At 64.2% G+C, this 14,321-nt stretch carries 14 protein-coding genes; 8 read left to right on the forward strand and 6 right to left on the reverse strand.

The annotated features are described in order from the left end of the window. Positions 1-20: 20 nt before the first annotated feature. Entirely contained in the window at positions 21-1,190 is a 1,170-nt protein-coding gene (locus tag EB233_RS07500) for a DUF930 domain-containing protein (RefSeq protein ID WP_064992478.1), read from the forward strand. 133 nt (positions 1,191-1,323) lie between these two features. Further along, positions 1,324-2,394 (forward strand): DUF930 domain-containing protein, encoded by a 1,071-nt coding sequence (locus tag EB233_RS07505; protein WP_064992477.1) that lies wholly within the window; start codon positions 1,324-1,326, stop codon positions 2,392-2,394. 1 nt (position 2,395) lies between these two features. Here the strand turns inward: EB233_RS07505 and EB233_RS07510 are convergent, their stop codons facing one another. After that, complete coding sequence (locus EB233_RS07510; protein ID WP_064992476.1) at positions 2,396-3,070, reverse strand: HAD family hydrolase; 675 nt, start codon at positions 3,068-3,070, stop codon at positions 2,396-2,398. Between the two features lie 98 nt (positions 3,071-3,168). Next, on the reverse strand, positions 3,169-3,810 hold the full coding sequence (locus EB233_RS07515) for a hypothetical protein (protein WP_064992475.1): 642 nt from the start codon (positions 3,808-3,810) through the stop codon (positions 3,169-3,171). 192 nt (positions 3,811-4,002) lie between these two features. On the opposite strand from EB233_RS07515, the gene EB233_RS07520 reads away from it, so the two are divergent. The 5 genes from EB233_RS07520 to ptsP all read left to right on the forward strand — a co-directional run bounded on the left by EB233_RS07520 (position 4,003) and on the right by ptsP (position 8,968). Then, entirely contained in the window at positions 4,003-4,440 is a 438-nt protein-coding gene (locus EB233_RS07520; protein ID WP_027054144.1) for a transcriptional regulator GutM, read from the forward strand. A gap of 165 nt (positions 4,441-4,605) precedes the next feature. Next, a complete protein-coding gene (gene srlA, locus EB233_RS07525) occupies positions 4,606-5,367 on the forward strand; it encodes a PTS glucitol/sorbitol transporter subunit IIC (RefSeq protein ID WP_027054143.1) in 762 nt (253 codons plus the stop codon). 16 nt (positions 5,368-5,383) lie between these two features. Beyond that, positions 5,384-6,388 carry a PTS glucitol/sorbitol transporter subunit IIB gene (gene srlE / locus EB233_RS07530; RefSeq protein ID WP_027054142.1) on the forward strand — a complete coding sequence of 335 codons (1,005 nt, stop codon included), beginning with the start codon at positions 5,384-5,386 and terminating at the stop codon, positions 6,386-6,388. Between the two features lie 27 nt (positions 6,389-6,415). Then, positions 6,416-6,796 carry a PTS glucitol/sorbitol transporter subunit IIA gene (locus EB233_RS07535; protein ID WP_064992474.1) on the forward strand — a complete coding sequence of 127 codons (381 nt, stop codon included), beginning with the start codon at positions 6,416-6,418 and terminating at the stop codon, positions 6,794-6,796. A 192-nt stretch (positions 6,797-6,988) separates the two neighbouring features. Further along, positions 6,989-8,968, forward strand: coding sequence for a phosphoenolpyruvate--protein phosphotransferase (gene ptsP, locus EB233_RS07540; protein ID WP_064992473.1), 1,980 nt, complete (start codon positions 6,989-6,991; stop codon positions 8,966-8,968). A gap of 23 nt (positions 8,969-8,991) precedes the next feature. On the opposite strand, the gene EB233_RS07545 is transcribed toward ptsP, so the two are convergent. Beyond that, positions 8,992-9,792 (reverse strand): hypothetical protein, encoded by an 801-nt coding sequence (locus EB233_RS07545; protein WP_064992472.1) that lies wholly within the window; start codon positions 9,790-9,792, stop codon positions 8,992-8,994. 155 nt (positions 9,793-9,947) lie between these two features. Between EB233_RS07545 and EB233_RS07550 the strand changes: the two genes are divergently transcribed. Then, positions 9,948-10,973 carry a sugar-binding transcriptional regulator gene (locus EB233_RS07550; RefSeq protein ID WP_064992471.1) on the forward strand — a complete coding sequence of 342 codons (1,026 nt, stop codon included), beginning with the start codon at positions 9,948-9,950 and terminating at the stop codon, positions 10,971-10,973. On the opposite strand, the gene EB233_RS07555 is transcribed toward EB233_RS07550, so the two are convergent. Genes EB233_RS07555 through EB233_RS07565 form a run of 3 tightly spaced genes read right to left on the reverse strand, consistent with a single transcriptional unit; the run spans position 10,960 to position 14,141 of the window. Next, entirely contained in the window at positions 10,960-11,811 is an 852-nt protein-coding gene (locus tag EB233_RS07555; protein ID WP_064992470.1) for a TIGR01459 family HAD-type hydrolase, read from the reverse strand. The two genes, EB233_RS07550 and EB233_RS07555, sit on opposite strands and share 14 nt — an antisense overlap. Further along, positions 11,808-13,082, reverse strand: a complete 1,275-nt coding sequence (locus EB233_RS07560; RefSeq protein ID WP_064992469.1) for an FGGY-family carbohydrate kinase — start codon at positions 13,080-13,082, stop codon at positions 11,808-11,810. Before EB233_RS07560 ends, EB233_RS07555 begins: the two co-directional genes overlap by 4 nt. A 15-nt stretch (positions 13,083-13,097) precedes the next feature. Further along, a complete protein-coding gene (locus tag EB233_RS07565) occupies positions 13,098-14,141 on the reverse strand; it encodes a class II aldolase/adducin family protein (RefSeq protein ID WP_064992468.1) in 1,044 nt (347 codons plus the stop codon). Between the last annotated feature and the right edge of the window lie 180 nt (positions 14,142-14,321).

Raw genomic sequence — 14,321 nt, forward strand, 5'->3', positions numbered from 1 at the left:
TTCATTCCACATCGGAAGGGATGAAGGGCGAGACAGGAGAACAGCGTCGGAATCTGTTGTGGGGCATTCCCGCATCGCTGATCCTGCATGCCCTCATCGTGGCGGCCCTCGTCTACGGTTTGGCCAAGCCTCCGCAACGGCAGCAGGAGGAGCAGCCGGTCAATGTCGCGATCGTGCCTCCGCCCGATCAGCCGAAGCCGAAACCTGTTCCGCCGCCGCCGCCAAAGGTAGCCAAAGCCGAAAAGCCGCCGGAGTCCAAGGTCGAAAAGCCGCCCGAGCCGCCGCCAAAGCCGGAGAACGCTCCGGTTCTGAAGCGCGTTTTTCAGTATGGCGAGAAGGATACGGGGCCCGAGAAATCTCTCGACGGAGGCAGCGCTCAAGCCAATGCGCCGTCGCCGGTCAAGGATGAGGCCGCGAAGCCGCCGGTCGAACCCAAAACCGTGCCGAACCAGTCCGCTCCGGCTGGAGGTCCCGAGCAACAGCCAGATTCCACCAAGGCTCAGGAGAAGCCGGTAACCGCCCCGCCGGACGTCAAACCTCCGGAAAACGAGGAGGGGCAGCCAACTGAGGATACTGACAAACAGAAGCCGGACAAACAGGAGGTGGCGCCACAAACCGACGAGAAGCAAGCGGTCGTGGCGCCAAAGCCTTTGGCAACTGAGACCGGCGACAAGCCAGCACCGCCGCCCTCTGCCGAAAAAGCAAAGCCGAAACCTGCAAAGACGATGAATTTCAAATCCGCGCGGGCCTTCAAGGCCCCAAGCGGCAAGGCAGGGAAGTCAAGTCCCGCGAACACTGCCGCAGCAGGATCGCCGATCTATTCCGGCCTTCCGGGTGTTCGAAAACTTTACTCGCAAGGCGCTACCGGCGATGCGCTGGCCGCAAGCTCCATGGAGAACGTGCCGCGCCCTCAGCGCGTGGCCAACCTTTGCGGCAACGTTTTGAGCCAGGAATTGCAGAGTGCCGACTATGCCATCAAATGGGTGCCAAATAACCCGCTGGACGCAGGCAATGTCCTCAACCCGCCGCAGGCCGCCTTCAGCACCAGAACGCAATGGTATAATCTGAATTTCCGGTGCGAGGTCGACGACAATGCGACGAGGGTGCTGTCCTTCAACTTTCGCGTCGGGTCATTGATTCCGCCCGGCGAATGGGCGGGACGTAAATTAACTCGGTGGCCACTGAATTAGGCCGGGCAGGCCGGGTTCGTACAATTGCCTCCCGGGATACAACGATCCAAGTCGACAAGCTGTCAGCGGCGAAATTCCGGAAATCCAATGCCCATGCTTGAAGCTGCCGCTATTTCATTCCACATCGGTCGGGATGAAGGACGAGGCACAAGAACGGCGTCGGAATCCGTTGTGGGGCATTCCCGCATCGCTGATCCTGCACGTGCTCGTCGCGGCGCTCCTGGTGTATGGCCTGTCCGTGCCTCCCCAGCAGCCGCAGGAGGAGCAGCCAGTCAATGTCGCGCTCGTGCCTCCGCCCGATCAGCCTAAGCCGAAACCTGTCCCTGCGCCGCCGCCAAAGCCACTAGAGCAAAAAGTAGAAAAACCAGCCGAGCAGAAAGTTGAAAAGCCGCCTCCACCGGAAAAGCAGGCGCGGAAGCCGCCGCCAGTCGAGGTCCTGAAACCAGTTTTTCAGTTCGGCGACAAGGACACCGGTCCGAGGAAATCCCTGGATGGAGCCAGCGCTCAGGACGGTTCGCCGTCGCCGGCCAAGGATGACATTTCGAAGCCGCCCGTCGAGCCGAAGCCGGCAGACAATCAGCCCGTCACGCAGCCGAATACCGAACGGCGGGCAGATCCAACCAAGGCCGACGAGACGCCGGTAACCCAGCCGACGGAGGCGAAGCCCACGCAGGATGCGGACAAGCAGGCGGCGCTCGACGCCGCCAAGCAAGAGGGCGCGGTGCCGGCTGCCGATGGCGAGATCGAGCTTCCCCCATCGGCCGAAGCGCCGAAGCCCAAACCCGCCAAAGCGCCGAAGCCCAGCCCCTCGAAGGCCTCGAAGTCCGCATCTCGGAACGGTTCGGGTCTTCCGGGTGCTCGCAGGCTTTACTCGCAGGACGCTACCGGCGATGCGCTGGCCACGACTTCGATGGGCGGCGTGCCTCGCAATGAGCGTGCTTCCTTACTTTGCGCCAGCGAGTTGCAACAGCAACTGGTGGAAGGCTCCTATTTTCCTTATCAGTGGCCAAAAGTTCCGCTGAAGTCGGGCAATATAGTTGATGGGTCGGATGTCGCTTTCAGCACGACAACCACATGGTATCATTTGAGCTTCCGGTGCGAGGTCGACACCGATGCGACGAGGGTGCTCTCCCTCAACTTCCGTGTGGGGGCAGTGATTCCGCCCAGCGAATGGGCCGGTCTTAAATTGCCCAGCCCGTACTAGTCTACGCCGGCACGCCGAGCGTGGACAATTGCCGGCTGACTTCATGCCAGTCGGCGCAGACGAAATCGGCGCCGGCCGCCGTCAACCGCGCGGCATGTTCGGCGTAGGTGTGGCCGCCGCCGGTGTAGCCGATCGCCGTCATGCCGGCGGCAACCGCGCCCTGGATGCCGAAGGGCGAATCCTCGATGACGATGCAGTCGGCCGGGTTTACGCCCATTTTGGCGGCGGCGAACAGGAAGATGTCTGGCGCCGGCTTGCCGTTCTTGACCATCGAGGAGCTGTAGATCGCATCGCCGAAGAAATGCGCCAGCCCGGTGACGGCAAGGCTGTGGTTTATGCGTTCGACCGACGATGACGAGGCGACGCAGCGGTCACCGACAAGCGTCTCCAGAAACGCGGCGATCCCAGGCGTCGGCTGCAATTCCTCGGTGAACAGCACCTTGGTCTCGGCCCAGATGTCGCCGTCGGCCGCCGCTGGAAACTGGTGGCCGGTCAACTCCCTGATCCTGACGATGATGTCGGACTGCTTCATGCCGACGCACTGGGCGATGATACCGCCATGGACGCCGGGCATGCCGTGCTTTTCGTAGACGCGCTCATAGGCCCTGGCGGCCAGCGGCTCGCTGTCGACGAGAACACCGTCGCAATCGAAAATGACAGGCCTTGGTCGCGCCACGGGCTTCTCCGGGAAAAATTCCGCACATCGCTATCGGCAAAAAGTCAAATGTTCAATAGCGCGATGTGTCGAGAGCGGTTGAACGCGCGGCGGCGCAGTCAAAGCTGGCGCAGCGCATCGCTGGCGCGGGAGGATCCCAACGCCCGCTGCATGGCTTGCCGGGACTGTGCGCGGTCCGGCGTGAGCCAGTTCGGTTCCGCACCGAGGAAGCGGTCGAGGAAAGCCACGGCGTAGGCCGGCATTTCGGTAACGTTCTCTCGATAGGACCACCAGGTGCGCAGATCGTCGGCGCATTTGTCGATGCTTGGCGCCGCGCCGAACTCCTGCTCGTAGATCGCCGAAATCACCGAGACGCAGTAGTTGGTGTAGAGGAAGCCTTCCGGCCAGAAACGGATGATTTCAAGCGTGCCGACATTCTCGTTTGTCTCGGTCAGCTGGGCCAGGCCGGAGATTTCCCGGGCCGGCGCCTGCTTGATCAGCTCGCGCAGCACGAGGCCGGCGGCAAAGACGATGAAGTCGGCGCGGTCTATCGCGGCAAAGCGCTTCTGCGCCTCCATGACTTCGACCCAGTCGAGAAACGCCCTTGTCAGCTTCGCCTCGTCGATCTCGAAACGCACGCCGAATGTATCCGAGACGACCTTGGCGCTGCCGCGGAAAGTGGCGCGGAACCAGCGCAACTGCCGCAACCGGTGGCGCAGGTCGGGCATAAGGGCCAATTCATCCCTGAAGGGCAATTCCATTGCATGCATCCCGTTTGGCGACAGGCTAGCACAGCCGTGGCGCCGCCGAAATCGGCCGACGGCCCTGTGGATGACCGACACCAACGCCAATATCATACATATTGACATTCTCGGAAACAAATGTTCTCACTTTGCTGTTGTCGCGCGCCGGTCCAAGGTGGGCTTCAACAGAGGCTTCGGGAGGAGAACCGAATGGCGATTTGGCAGTGGGGACTGCTTCTGCTGGTTATTGTCTGGGCGCTGCAGTCGCTCGGCGTCTGGCTGCAGATGCGGCACTATTCGGACGTCTTCCGCGGCGTCACCGACCAGTACAAGGATGGCTTCGTCGGAGCCGGTAATTTTCGCGGCCGGCTGGCCAAGGGCACCATCGCGCTCGTCGTGGTGACGCCTGACCTGATCGTGCGCCGCGTTATGGTGATGAGCGGCCGTTCCGTCTTCACCAAGTTCAAGAGACATGAAGAATTCGAGGGTGTTCCCCTCGATCGACTCCGGTCCAACCCTGCGATCATGGGGGAGGGGGAACCCGGTGTGGCCGAGGCCGTGAAGCGGGCGATCGAACAGATCGACAAAGCACGGTCGGAGCCGGGGAAGAAGCCGGGTCTATCCGGTTTGAACGTAGCAAGGGCCTAGAGTCGGATGATTTCAGATCAAATTGATCTGAAATCTGAATCCGCCTCTAAATCAAAGGGTTAGAGCATGATGTCGTCCGAAAGCCGTTTCACACTTTTCGGCATCATGCTCTAGAGGACGCCGCGCACCGACTGGGATAACCGGCGGGCGGCATAAGGAGGAGAAATGTCTGTATTTTCGTTGTTGGCGCAGCATGCCGACATGGCCGTGCACAATCTGCATGTCGCAGGTGCCATGGTCTCGGATGCTGCTTTGCATGGCAAGCTCGCCGTCGAGCATGCTTCCGATCATCTCGTTGTCCTTGCGCAAGCTGACAGCGGACCCATCACCGTCGATCAGTTCAAGGAGAAGCTGAAGGACGTCCAGCAGGAAGAGCAGCTCGGCTGGCTGACCGCTATCGGCAAGTACTTCATCGGCATCTTCCAGAAGGGCGGCGAAGTGTTCGCAGGCTTCGTCACCGGCATCATTCCCACGCTTGTGGTGCTGATGACCGCCTTCTACGCGGTCACCGAACTGGTCGGCGAAGAGCGCGTGCATGGCCTTGCGCGCGGCGCCGGCAGGATTGCCTTGACCCGCTATACGCTGCTGCCGTTGCTGGCGGTGTTCTTCCTCACCAATCCGATGGCCTATACGTTCGGATCGTTCCTGGAAGAAAAGCACAAGCCGGCCTTCTATGACGCGGCCGTGTCCTACGTGCATCCGCCGCTTGGCCTGTTCCCGCACATCAATCCCGGCGAATATTTCGTCTGGGGCGGCATTCTCGTGGCTCTGCTCGAGCTAGAGAAGAAGGGTGTCGTCGTCGCCGGTTATCATGTCAAAGTGGCGATCTGGTACGCCATTGTCGGCCTCGTCGTCATCCTGCTCAAGGGCATGCTGACCGAGCGCATCACCACCATCATGGCACGCCGCCAGGGCGTCGAGCTGTAAGGGCGGGGAGGACATCATGGCCAAGACATTCAAAGCCGTAAAAATCTCCCGGGGCAACACAGGCTGGGGCGGCCCGCTCGTCATCGAGCCGACCGCGCAGCGCGACAAGGTCGTCTCCGTCACCGGCGGCGGCATCCATCCAGTCGCCCAGCTCATCGCCGACATGACCGGCGCGACGGCCGTCGACGGCTTCAAGGCGCCGCCGGTCGAAGGCGAGATGGCGGTGGTCGTCGTCGACTGCGGCGGCACCGCACGCTGCGGCGTCTATCCGCGCAAGCGCATTCCGACCGTCAATCTGACGCCGGTCGGCCAGGCTGGGCCGCTCGCCCAGTTCATCACCGAGGACATCTACGTTTCGGGCGTGAAGCCGGCCAACGTCACAATGGCGGACGGATCCGAGGCGGTCACCACTGCGGGGGGAGCAGCATCGATGAGTTCAAGCAACAACAATGCAACCGCGGCGCCACAGCCGCTGCCGAGCGAAGGCGGGCTCATCGGCCTGATCAGCTCGATCGGCCGCGTTATGGGCCGGGTGGTCGGTATCTTCTTCAATTCCGGCCGCCGCACGATCGACCAGGTGGTGCGCAACGTGCTGCCGTTCATGGCCTTCGTGACCATGCTCATCGGCCTGATCCTCTACACCGGTATCGGCGACGTGCTTGCCCAGCCGATGGGTCCGCTGGCCAACAACATCGTCGGCCTGCTGATCATCTCGGCCATCTGCGGCCTGCCGTTCCTGTCGCCCATCCTGGGACCAGGCGCCGTCATCGCGCAGGTCATCGGCGTCGCCATCATCGGCCCGCAGATCGCCAACGGCACGATTTCGCCGGCGATGGCCCTGCCGGCGCTGTTTGCCTACAATACCCAGGTGGGCTGCGACTTCGTGCCGGTCGGCCTGGCGCTTGGCGAAGCCAAGCCGAAGACGATCGAAATCGGTGTCCCGGCGGTGCTCATCAGCCGCCAGATCATGGGCCCGGTCTCAGTGCTGATCGCCTGGGTCGTCAGCCTGATCGTGTTTTAAAACACCAACAACAACGAGGTTCGCCATATGTCGGTTCTTCTCAAGACACGGGTCACTGCAATCGGACCCGAAGTGGCGGACCTTGCCGAAGGGGGCGTGGTCATCCTGTTCGCGGATGGCTCGCCGCCCGAGCTTGCCGAAGTCTCCGTGCTGCACAGGACGGAGCAGGGACCAAGTGACGGAGCGCCCGCCAGGGGCGCTTCGATCACCATCGGCCCGGTTTCAGCCGTCATAACGGCGGTCGGCTCCAGCGCCTGGAGCAAGGTCCTCGAAATGGGCCATGTCGTCATTTCGTTCAACGGCGCTGCCGAGGCCGAGAGGCCGGGTGAAATCTGCGCATCGCAAGTCGATGCCCAGGCGCTCGTGTCCGCCCTGAAGACGGACGTAATCATCACCATAGCCGCCTGACAGCACAAATGGATGTCGCCCAAAAGTGCGTAACGGTTTTGGGGTAACGACATCCATAAAGAAAGATGTATGTCGCCCAAAAGTGCATAGCGGTTTTGGGACAACGACATCCAAACAAAGAACTTGAAGCGCAACGCGCCCAGCGCCGCGACCCCATCTGGTCTTAGCGCCTAAAAAAGCAGAGTATTTGCCATGGAACGCTCGACCATCGTCAGAGTGCATGAAGGTTTGCACGCCCGTCCCGCCACGCGCTTCGTCAAGCTCGCCAAGGGCTTCGAATCGGATGTCGAACTGGTCAAGGACGGCAAGGCGGTCAGCGCCAAGAGCTCCGTCAAGCTGATGCTGCTGGCTGTCAAGGAAAACCAGGAAGTCACCGTAAGGGCCAACGGCGCCGATGCCATCGAGGCGATCGAAGCGCTGATAGGCTATCTCGAGAATCCCAAGGCGGGCCTCGACGACGAAGCCGAGCCACAAAACCCGGCGAACGGTGCCGGGCAGGAAGCGGCGCCCGCATCAGTGCTCCAGTCAGCGCCTGCCGGCGAAGCAAATGGCCTGCGCGGCGTCGCGGCCAGCGAGGGCGTGGCCATCGGGCCCGCCTTCGCGCATTTCCCGCCCGAGATCGCCGGACAGGGTCGCTTGCTGCAGGCTGACGAGATCGCTGGCGAGATCGACAGGTTCCGTGCCGCCGTCGCCGCCGTCCAGACGCGCATGGACCGGGCCCTGGCGCAAGACAGCCTGTCGGCCGGAGACCGCGGCATCGTCGCCGCGCTCAGGGATATCGCAGCTGACGACAGCCTGACCGGCGAGGCCGAAAAAGCAATCATGGGCGGCAATGACGCGGTTTCGGCCGTCATCACCGCCGCCTCCACCATCGCCGCCGATTTCAGCGCCGTCGACGATCATTACCTCAATGCGCGGGCGGACGACGTCCATGCCGTCGGACGGCAGATCTGCCTGGTGCTGCTGGGCCAGGACGACGTCAGCCTCGAAAACATCCCCGAAGGAGCCATCCTCATCGCCGACGATATCGGCGCCTGGGATCTGGCGCGCGCGCCGCTGAAACGCATCGGCGGCGTGATTTGCGGCCATGGCGGCGCCACTTCGCACATCGCCATCATCGCCCGCTCGCACGGCATCCCGGCGGTGCTGGGCCTCGGCGACCAGGTCAACGCCTTGCGCACGGCGCGCGACGTGGCGCTCGACGGCAATACCGGCCATGTGATCATCGACCCCGACGCGGCGACGCGCGCCGACTACGCCGGGCGTGTCGAGGCGGCGGCGAAGGAGCGTGCCGGCCTGACCGCCTTCAAGACGGTGACACCGAAGCGAGCCGACGGCAAGGTGATCGAGGTCGCCGCCAATATCGGCTCGCTGGAGGAAATCGAGGCGGCGCAGGAGGCAGGGGCCATGGGTGTCGGCCTGTTCCGCACCGAGCTTCTGTTCATGCGGCACATGCATCTTCCATCGGAGGACATGCAGGCCGAGACCTATGCGGCGTTGGCCAAGGCCTTCGCGCCCTACCCGGTCATCGTGCGCACGCTCGACATCGGCGGTGACAAGCCGATTGCCGGCATCGAGTTCCCCGACGAGGAGAACCCCTTCCTTGGCTGGCGCGGCATTCGCATGTGTCTCGACCGGCCCGATATCTTCAAGCGTCAGCTCAGGGCGCTGCTGAGGGCGGCCGTGCACGGCAACATCAAGGTGATGCTGCCGATGGTGTCCGATATTTCCGAAGTCACGCGGACCCGCGCACTGGTCGATGAATGCGCCGCCGAACTCAAGGCCGAAGGCATGCCTTACGCCACGTTCGATCTCGGCGTGATGATCGAAACCCCGGCCGCCGTGCTGATTGCCCCGGCACTGGCCAAGCAGGTGGCCTTCTTCTCGATCGGCACCAACGATCTGACCCAGTACATCATGGCCGCGGACCGGCTCAATCCGACCGTGGCCAAGCTCAACGACGTCACCAATCCGGCTGTCATGTCAGCTATCGAGTTGACGGCCAAAGCCGGCGTCGCCGCCGGCATCATGGTCGGCATGTGCGGTGAGGCGGCGGGCCGTCCGGATCTGATTGCGAGGTTCATCGAGATGGGCCTGACCGAGCTATCGATGAGCCCGGCCTCGATCCAGCGCGCCAAGAAGATGATCATGGCCATGACAGCCGGGGACTAGACCCCGGCGACAGTTGCTGAAACTTACGGCAAATGCGCGAGCAAGGTGGCGAAGACCGGTGTCAGTTCAGCGACCGGGCTCGCCTTTGCGCAGGCCTGCGCGATGCGGTCGTAGCGGATATCGGCAGCCAGGATCGCTATCTCCAGCATGTCTGGTTCCGGCGCGCCGTCGCGGCCGGTGGTCGCCAGCCCGCAAGCCAAAACCACCGGCGCCAGACAGCTCATGTCGGGCGCCCGGCCACCACCGGCCGTCGTTTCCGACGCGGCGTCGCCAAAGCGGACCGGACGCTGGTTGAGCAACGCGACCAGCAGCGCCGCGCAGGTGGCCGCGATCGCCTGCAGGCCGGCGCCCGGTGCGGTCAACGCAGCCAGGAGATCGCCATGGCGCTTGCGCATCGTGGCATGGACGGCGGCAAAGTCAGCCTCGTGGATGCGGGCATTGTCGATCTTCAGCCCGGCAAGCACGGCCTTGGTCAGATAGTACATGTCGCGCCGGAACAGGCGCTCGGCGCTCAGCTGCCGCTCTTCGTCACCGGCCGGGAAATAGGTGCCGAGGCCTTTTACCGTCGTGCCGTCCACCTTGATCGGGCGCTCATGTGGAACAAAGGATTCGGCGATCGACAGCGCTTCGTCGACGGCGCTGGCGGCATGGCTGAGCAGGCCTTCGATGCCCTTGCCCGGAAACGGCGGCAGGTGGCTGGTCGCTTCGCGCAAAATGCTGGCGTCGCCGCTGCCGTCATGGCGGCTCTGGCGAATGATGTCGCGGACTTCCCGCAACCGGTCCTTCAGGTTGACGCGGACGTCTTCGGAGATTTGTCGGAGCATCGCGGATCGCCTCGAAAGTGCCGTGGAGGCCGCCGGCAAGCGGCCGGCCACCGACTCTACATTGTTCCTATCGATTGGTAGATCAATAGGCGATATTAGACCAGCATGCAGAATCGGCGACGGCACGCTCGTCCGCCGCCGCGGGGAGGGATGATTTGGCCAGGCGACGACAAACCGGAGAGGGGCGGGCCGACGAAGGGCGGGCGGGGTCCGAGGCGACCGAACAGGTCGTCAACGAGAGTCGCACGGATCGTCTCAGGATCCGCGCCGCCTGGATGTATTTCGTCGAGCAGATGACGCAGAACGAGATCGCCGACGTGCTCGGCGTCGGCCGCGTCACTATCGTGCGCATGCTGGCGGAAGCGCGTTCGCGCAACGAGGTGAAGATCACCATCGAGAGCGAGCTCCTGGAGATCGTGCGGCTCGAGCGCGCGCTCGAAAGAACCTTCGGCCTGCAGCAGGCGCTGGTGGCGCCGCTTACCGCCGCCAATGCCGATCCGATCCCGGCGATCGCAGCCAAGACCGGCATGTACCTGTCCGACGCGATGAAATCCGGCATGCGGGTCGGGGTCGGCTGGGGCGTGACGCTGTTCCACACTTTGCCGTATATCAGCGCCAAGTCGCTGGCCGACTTCAGTGTGATCTCGCTGCTTGGCGGTGTCGGCGTCGCGCGCCGGGTCAATCCAGCCGAGTTCGCCTGGCGCTTCGCGCAGATCTTCCAGGGTGACGGCTATCTGATGCCGACGCCGGCCGTCGTCGACAGCGTCGAGACCAAGATCGCCCTGGTCGAGCGTTGCGGCCTGCAGGAGATATTTGAAATGGCCGACGCGCTTGATGCCGTACTGCTCAGCGTCGGCGGTATCGCTTCAGCGACCACTTTCTCGCGCGGCGGCTTTCTCAAGGAGGCGGATCGCGAGGCCCTGCTTGCGCGTGGCGCCGTCGGCGATCTTCTGTTCCATTTCTTCGACCGCAATGGCGATCTGGTCGATCATCCTGTCAACAGCCATGTGATGTCGGTGGATGTCGACCGCCTGCGCAAGGCGCCGATCCGCATTCTCACTTCCGGTGGCGAGGAGAAGACGGAGGCGCTGCTCGGAGCCATGAACCTGATCGCGCCGACGATCCTGATCACCGACGAGGAAAGTGCCAGGCGCATGCTCGAGGCGGTCAGCGGAAGCTGAACGAACCCGTGATGTAATCGGGCCAGGCCTGCTGCTCGTCGAAGACGGCGGCGAGATCCGGTGTCTCAGCCAATATCCCGCTGAGAACCAGCGCCGTGGCGATGCCGGCGACGTTTCCGCCTGCTATGTCATGTTCGACGCTGTCGCCGACGCAGACCACGCTGCCGCGGTCCGGCTTGCCGGCGAGCGCAAGCGCCGCCTCGAAGATCGCCGGATAGGGTTTGCCGATGCGGGTGACGCCGCCGCCGAGGTCTTCGTAAAGATCGGCGATCTCGCCGGCGCCGAAGCGGGGTCCGACCGCCGTCAGCATGATCCTGTCAGGATTGGTGCAGAAGCACGGCACCTTTCGCGCCGCAGCCGGGGCAAGCAGCCGACGATAGTGGTCGAGATCGTAACGGTCGCCCTCGCTGGCCGAGATCAGCACCAGTTCAGCGTCGTCGCCGGCTTCCGTCAGCATGAAGGGCAGGCCTTCGATCGCCGTGCGGTCGCCGTCGCGGCTGATCAGCAGGCATTTTGTCCCTGGACTGAGCTTTCCCGATGCCGCCATGTCATTGAAGGATCGCCACGCCACCTCGCCGGAGGAGACAAAATGGTCCCAACTGCCGGCGGCGAAGCCGAGTTTCAGCAGGCGGTCCTCGTTGGGCTTGGCGCGCTTGCCGGAATTTGAGATCAGCACCACCGTCTTGCCGGCGCGCTTCAGCGCCGACAATGCCTCCACCGCTCCGGGATAGGGAGCCTGGCCGTCGTGCAGCACGCCGAACTGGTCGAGCAGGAAGACCCGGTAGCGCTCGGCCAGCGGCCCGATGCCGTCGAGGCGCTCTATGGCTTTCGCAGTCATGGCAGTCCCGCTTTGTTTGCGCCCTTCAGCGCCAGCCGCGCCGTGCCAGCGGCCGCCTCGTCGGAAAGTGTGGGCAGGAAATCGACGCCGAGCTTGCGCTGCCGGATTGCGGTCCAGGCGGCATTCGCCGCGCCGCCACCGACGCTCCTGACCGATGTCAGCGCCGGCGCGCCGAGGTCGGCCAGCCTGCGGTAGCCGAGCGCTTCGATCGCCGCCATGCCTTCGAGCATCGCCTTGAGGTAGTCGGCGTCGTCAGCCGGCCTCGGTGTAAGGCGCGGCGGCAGGGTCGGATCGGCGATCGGGAAGCGCTCGCCAGCCGCGCCTAGCGGATAATAGTCGAGCCCGGTTTCGGTCGTGGGATCGATCATGGCGCTGAGTTCGATGATCCGCGCCAGCGGAAAGTGCTGCGCCAGCACTTTTCCGCCGGAATTCGACGCGCCGCCCGCCAGCCAGGCGTCGCCAAGGCGATGGCTGTAGATGCCGAAGCGCGGCGCCGAGATCGGCCGGTCGGACAGGATCTTGATGGTGAGCGAGGATCCGAGCGCCGTGACACCGTCGCCGGCGGCCGTGGCACCGGTCGCCAGGAACGAGGCGCAGCCATCGGTGGTGCCGGCGACGACGGCCACGTCGCGCGGCAGGCCAAACAGTTGCGCGGCGGTCGCGGTGAGCCTGCCGGTGACATCGCCCGGCTCGACGACATCGGGAAGCAGGTCCATGCGCATGCCGGAGGCCGCGATCCAGTCCGGCCAGCGGCGGGCCTCGACGTCATAGCCCGTCTTCAGCGCATTGTTCTCGTCGCTGACGTCGAAACGACCGGACAGGTTCGCGGCGATCCAGTCGGCCTGGTGCAGCACGGCGGCGATGCCGGGCAGGTGCTGGAACCGCAGGGCCTTGGCAAGGCCGGAAGTCGCGCCGTGAGCGGCGCTCGCTTCCGGCGCCTCGCGCGCGATGGCGGCCAGCATGTCGGTGTCCACGACCTTGTCGTTGTACATCAGCGGTTCGGCCAGGGGCCGCCCGGCGGCGTCGACCGGCAGCAGCGTTCCGGACGTGCCGTCGACCGCGATGGCGCGGACCGCCGCGCTGTCGATGCTGGAAAGCAGCTCCGTCAGAGCCGCCTGGACCGTCAGCCACCAGACCGATGGGTCGCGGGGATTCCGGCCGAATCTGTCGAGGCGGACCGCGGACTGGCCGGCGATCGAAAAGTCCGGGCGCATGGCGACGGCGCGCGCCCCGGACGTACCGATGTCGATGCCGATGACAAGGGGCATCATGTGTAGAGTCCTTTGCTAGCCGCCCTTGGCATTGAGCTTCTGGCGATACTGCTCGGCGTCCCAATTGACCAGTTCGTCAATCTCGGCCGCAGTGAGATAATTCAATCGGGCCGCGACATCGACGCGTGCGGTCACGTCGGCGAGGCAACGCTGCATGGCGTCGGCGCCGGCATTTGCGTCCCCGCGCATCAGCACGCCGGCGCCGGGGAACAGGATCGCGGTCGGCGCCGCGCCGAGCCGCGCGGTGACGGCGGCCGCATCCTTGCCCGGCCTCGCCACGACGGAACCCTGGCCGAGGAAGATGACATGGTCCGGATAGAGGCTGCCGGCCTCGGCCATGCGGCGGCTTTCGGGATCGAGCGCCACCGCATGGGCTTCGACATCGGCCGGCAACCGGTAGACGGTGTCGCCGGCAAGCGTCGTCAAGGCAGCGATGTCGGGCGCGGCGGTAAAGCGCGCCGGCCGGGCCAGCAGCGAGCGGACGCGGCGGAGCAGGCGCTCGGCCTCCGCGACGGTTTCGGCGGCAACGACCAGCCCGTGATTGCCAAGGATCAAAACGTCGACACCAGGCCGTAGTTTTTCGGCAATGCCACGGGCAAGCGGCAGGCCCGGCCGGAAATACGGCACATAGGCCCATTCGATGCCGCCGAGCCGCCTGGCGGCCTCGGCCTCGCCATCCGCCTGTACGGCAAGCGAAATCGTGTCGACGCAATGCACATGCAAAACCACGCGCTGCGGCATCAAGGCATGCACTGTGGTCTCGATCGACGGGCGCAGGCCGCGCGGGTTGAGTTCATCGATGGCAAAGGCCTGCGGCTTGTCGGCGGCCGGATCGCGCCGTTCGACCGCGTCGAGCAGCGGCGCCATCGCCACCGGCACCATAATGTCGTCGGTGAGCGCATCCTTCAGCCAGGTGCCCGACGCCTTGATCCACAGCGTGTCGCCGGCCTTGAGCGAGGTGTTGCCGCCTGCCGCCTGCGTCATATGCGGGTCGCCGCCAATGGCCGCCGAAAGCGCCCGCAAGGCTGCCAGTTCCTGCACGTCAGCTTGGGTTGCCATGGCGCCTTTCCTTCCACGCTGCACGAAATCCCGTCGCACGGGCCGCCGTTGGCGGTGATATCGCAGATACGATCGACTTACGTCAACAGTGATCTACTATCATCAAAACTGGCTTGCAATCTGACTAATGTTGAGTAAGTTGCGCCAATTGCATGGGAAAATGGCATAGGGAGGAAGAAG

It is taken from the genome of Mesorhizobium erdmanii, assembly GCF_013170725.1.
Lineage (GTDB): Bacteria > Pseudomonadota > Alphaproteobacteria > Rhizobiales > Rhizobiaceae > Mesorhizobium > Mesorhizobium erdmanii.

Excerpts from the sequence above, each read along its gene's own strand:
- EB233_RS07500 (WP_064992478.1), top strand. The coding sequence starts at position 21 with ATGAAGGGCGAGACAGGAGAACAGCGTCGGAATCTGTTGTGGGGCATT.
- EB233_RS07505 (WP_064992477.1), top strand. The coding sequence starts at position 1,324 with ATGAAGGACGAGGCACAAGAACGGCGTCGGAATCCGTTGTGGGGCATT.
- EB233_RS07515 (WP_064992475.1), bottom strand. The coding sequence starts at position 3,810 with ATGGAATTGCCCTTCAGGGATGAATTGGCCCTTATGCCCGACCTGCGC.
- EB233_RS07520 (WP_027054144.1), top strand. The coding sequence starts at position 4,003 with ATGGCGATTTGGCAGTGGGGACTGCTTCTGCTGGTTATTGTCTGGGCG.
- srlA (WP_027054143.1), top strand. The coding sequence starts at position 4,606 with ATGTCTGTATTTTCGTTGTTGGCGCAGCATGCCGACATGGCCGTGCAC.
- srlE (WP_027054142.1), top strand. The coding sequence starts at position 5,384 with ATGGCCAAGACATTCAAAGCCGTAAAAATCTCCCGGGGCAACACAGGC.
- EB233_RS07535 (WP_064992474.1), top strand. The coding sequence starts at position 6,416 with ATGTCGGTTCTTCTCAAGACACGGGTCACTGCAATCGGACCCGAAGTG.
- ptsP (WP_064992473.1), top strand. The coding sequence starts at position 6,989 with ATGGAACGCTCGACCATCGTCAGAGTGCATGAAGGTTTGCACGCCCGT.
- EB233_RS07545 (WP_064992472.1), bottom strand. The coding sequence starts at position 9,792 with ATGCTCCGACAAATCTCCGAAGACGTCCGCGTCAACCTGAAGGACCGG.
- EB233_RS07555 (WP_064992470.1), bottom strand. The coding sequence starts at position 11,811 with ATGACTGCGAAAGCCATAGAGCGCCTCGACGGCATCGGGCCGCTGGCC.
- EB233_RS07560 (WP_064992469.1), bottom strand. The coding sequence starts at position 13,082 with ATGATGCCCCTTGTCATCGGCATCGACATCGGTACGTCCGGGGCGCGC.
- EB233_RS07565 (WP_064992468.1), bottom strand. The coding sequence starts at position 14,141 with ATGGCAACCCAAGCTGACGTGCAGGAACTGGCAGCCTTGCGGGCGCTT.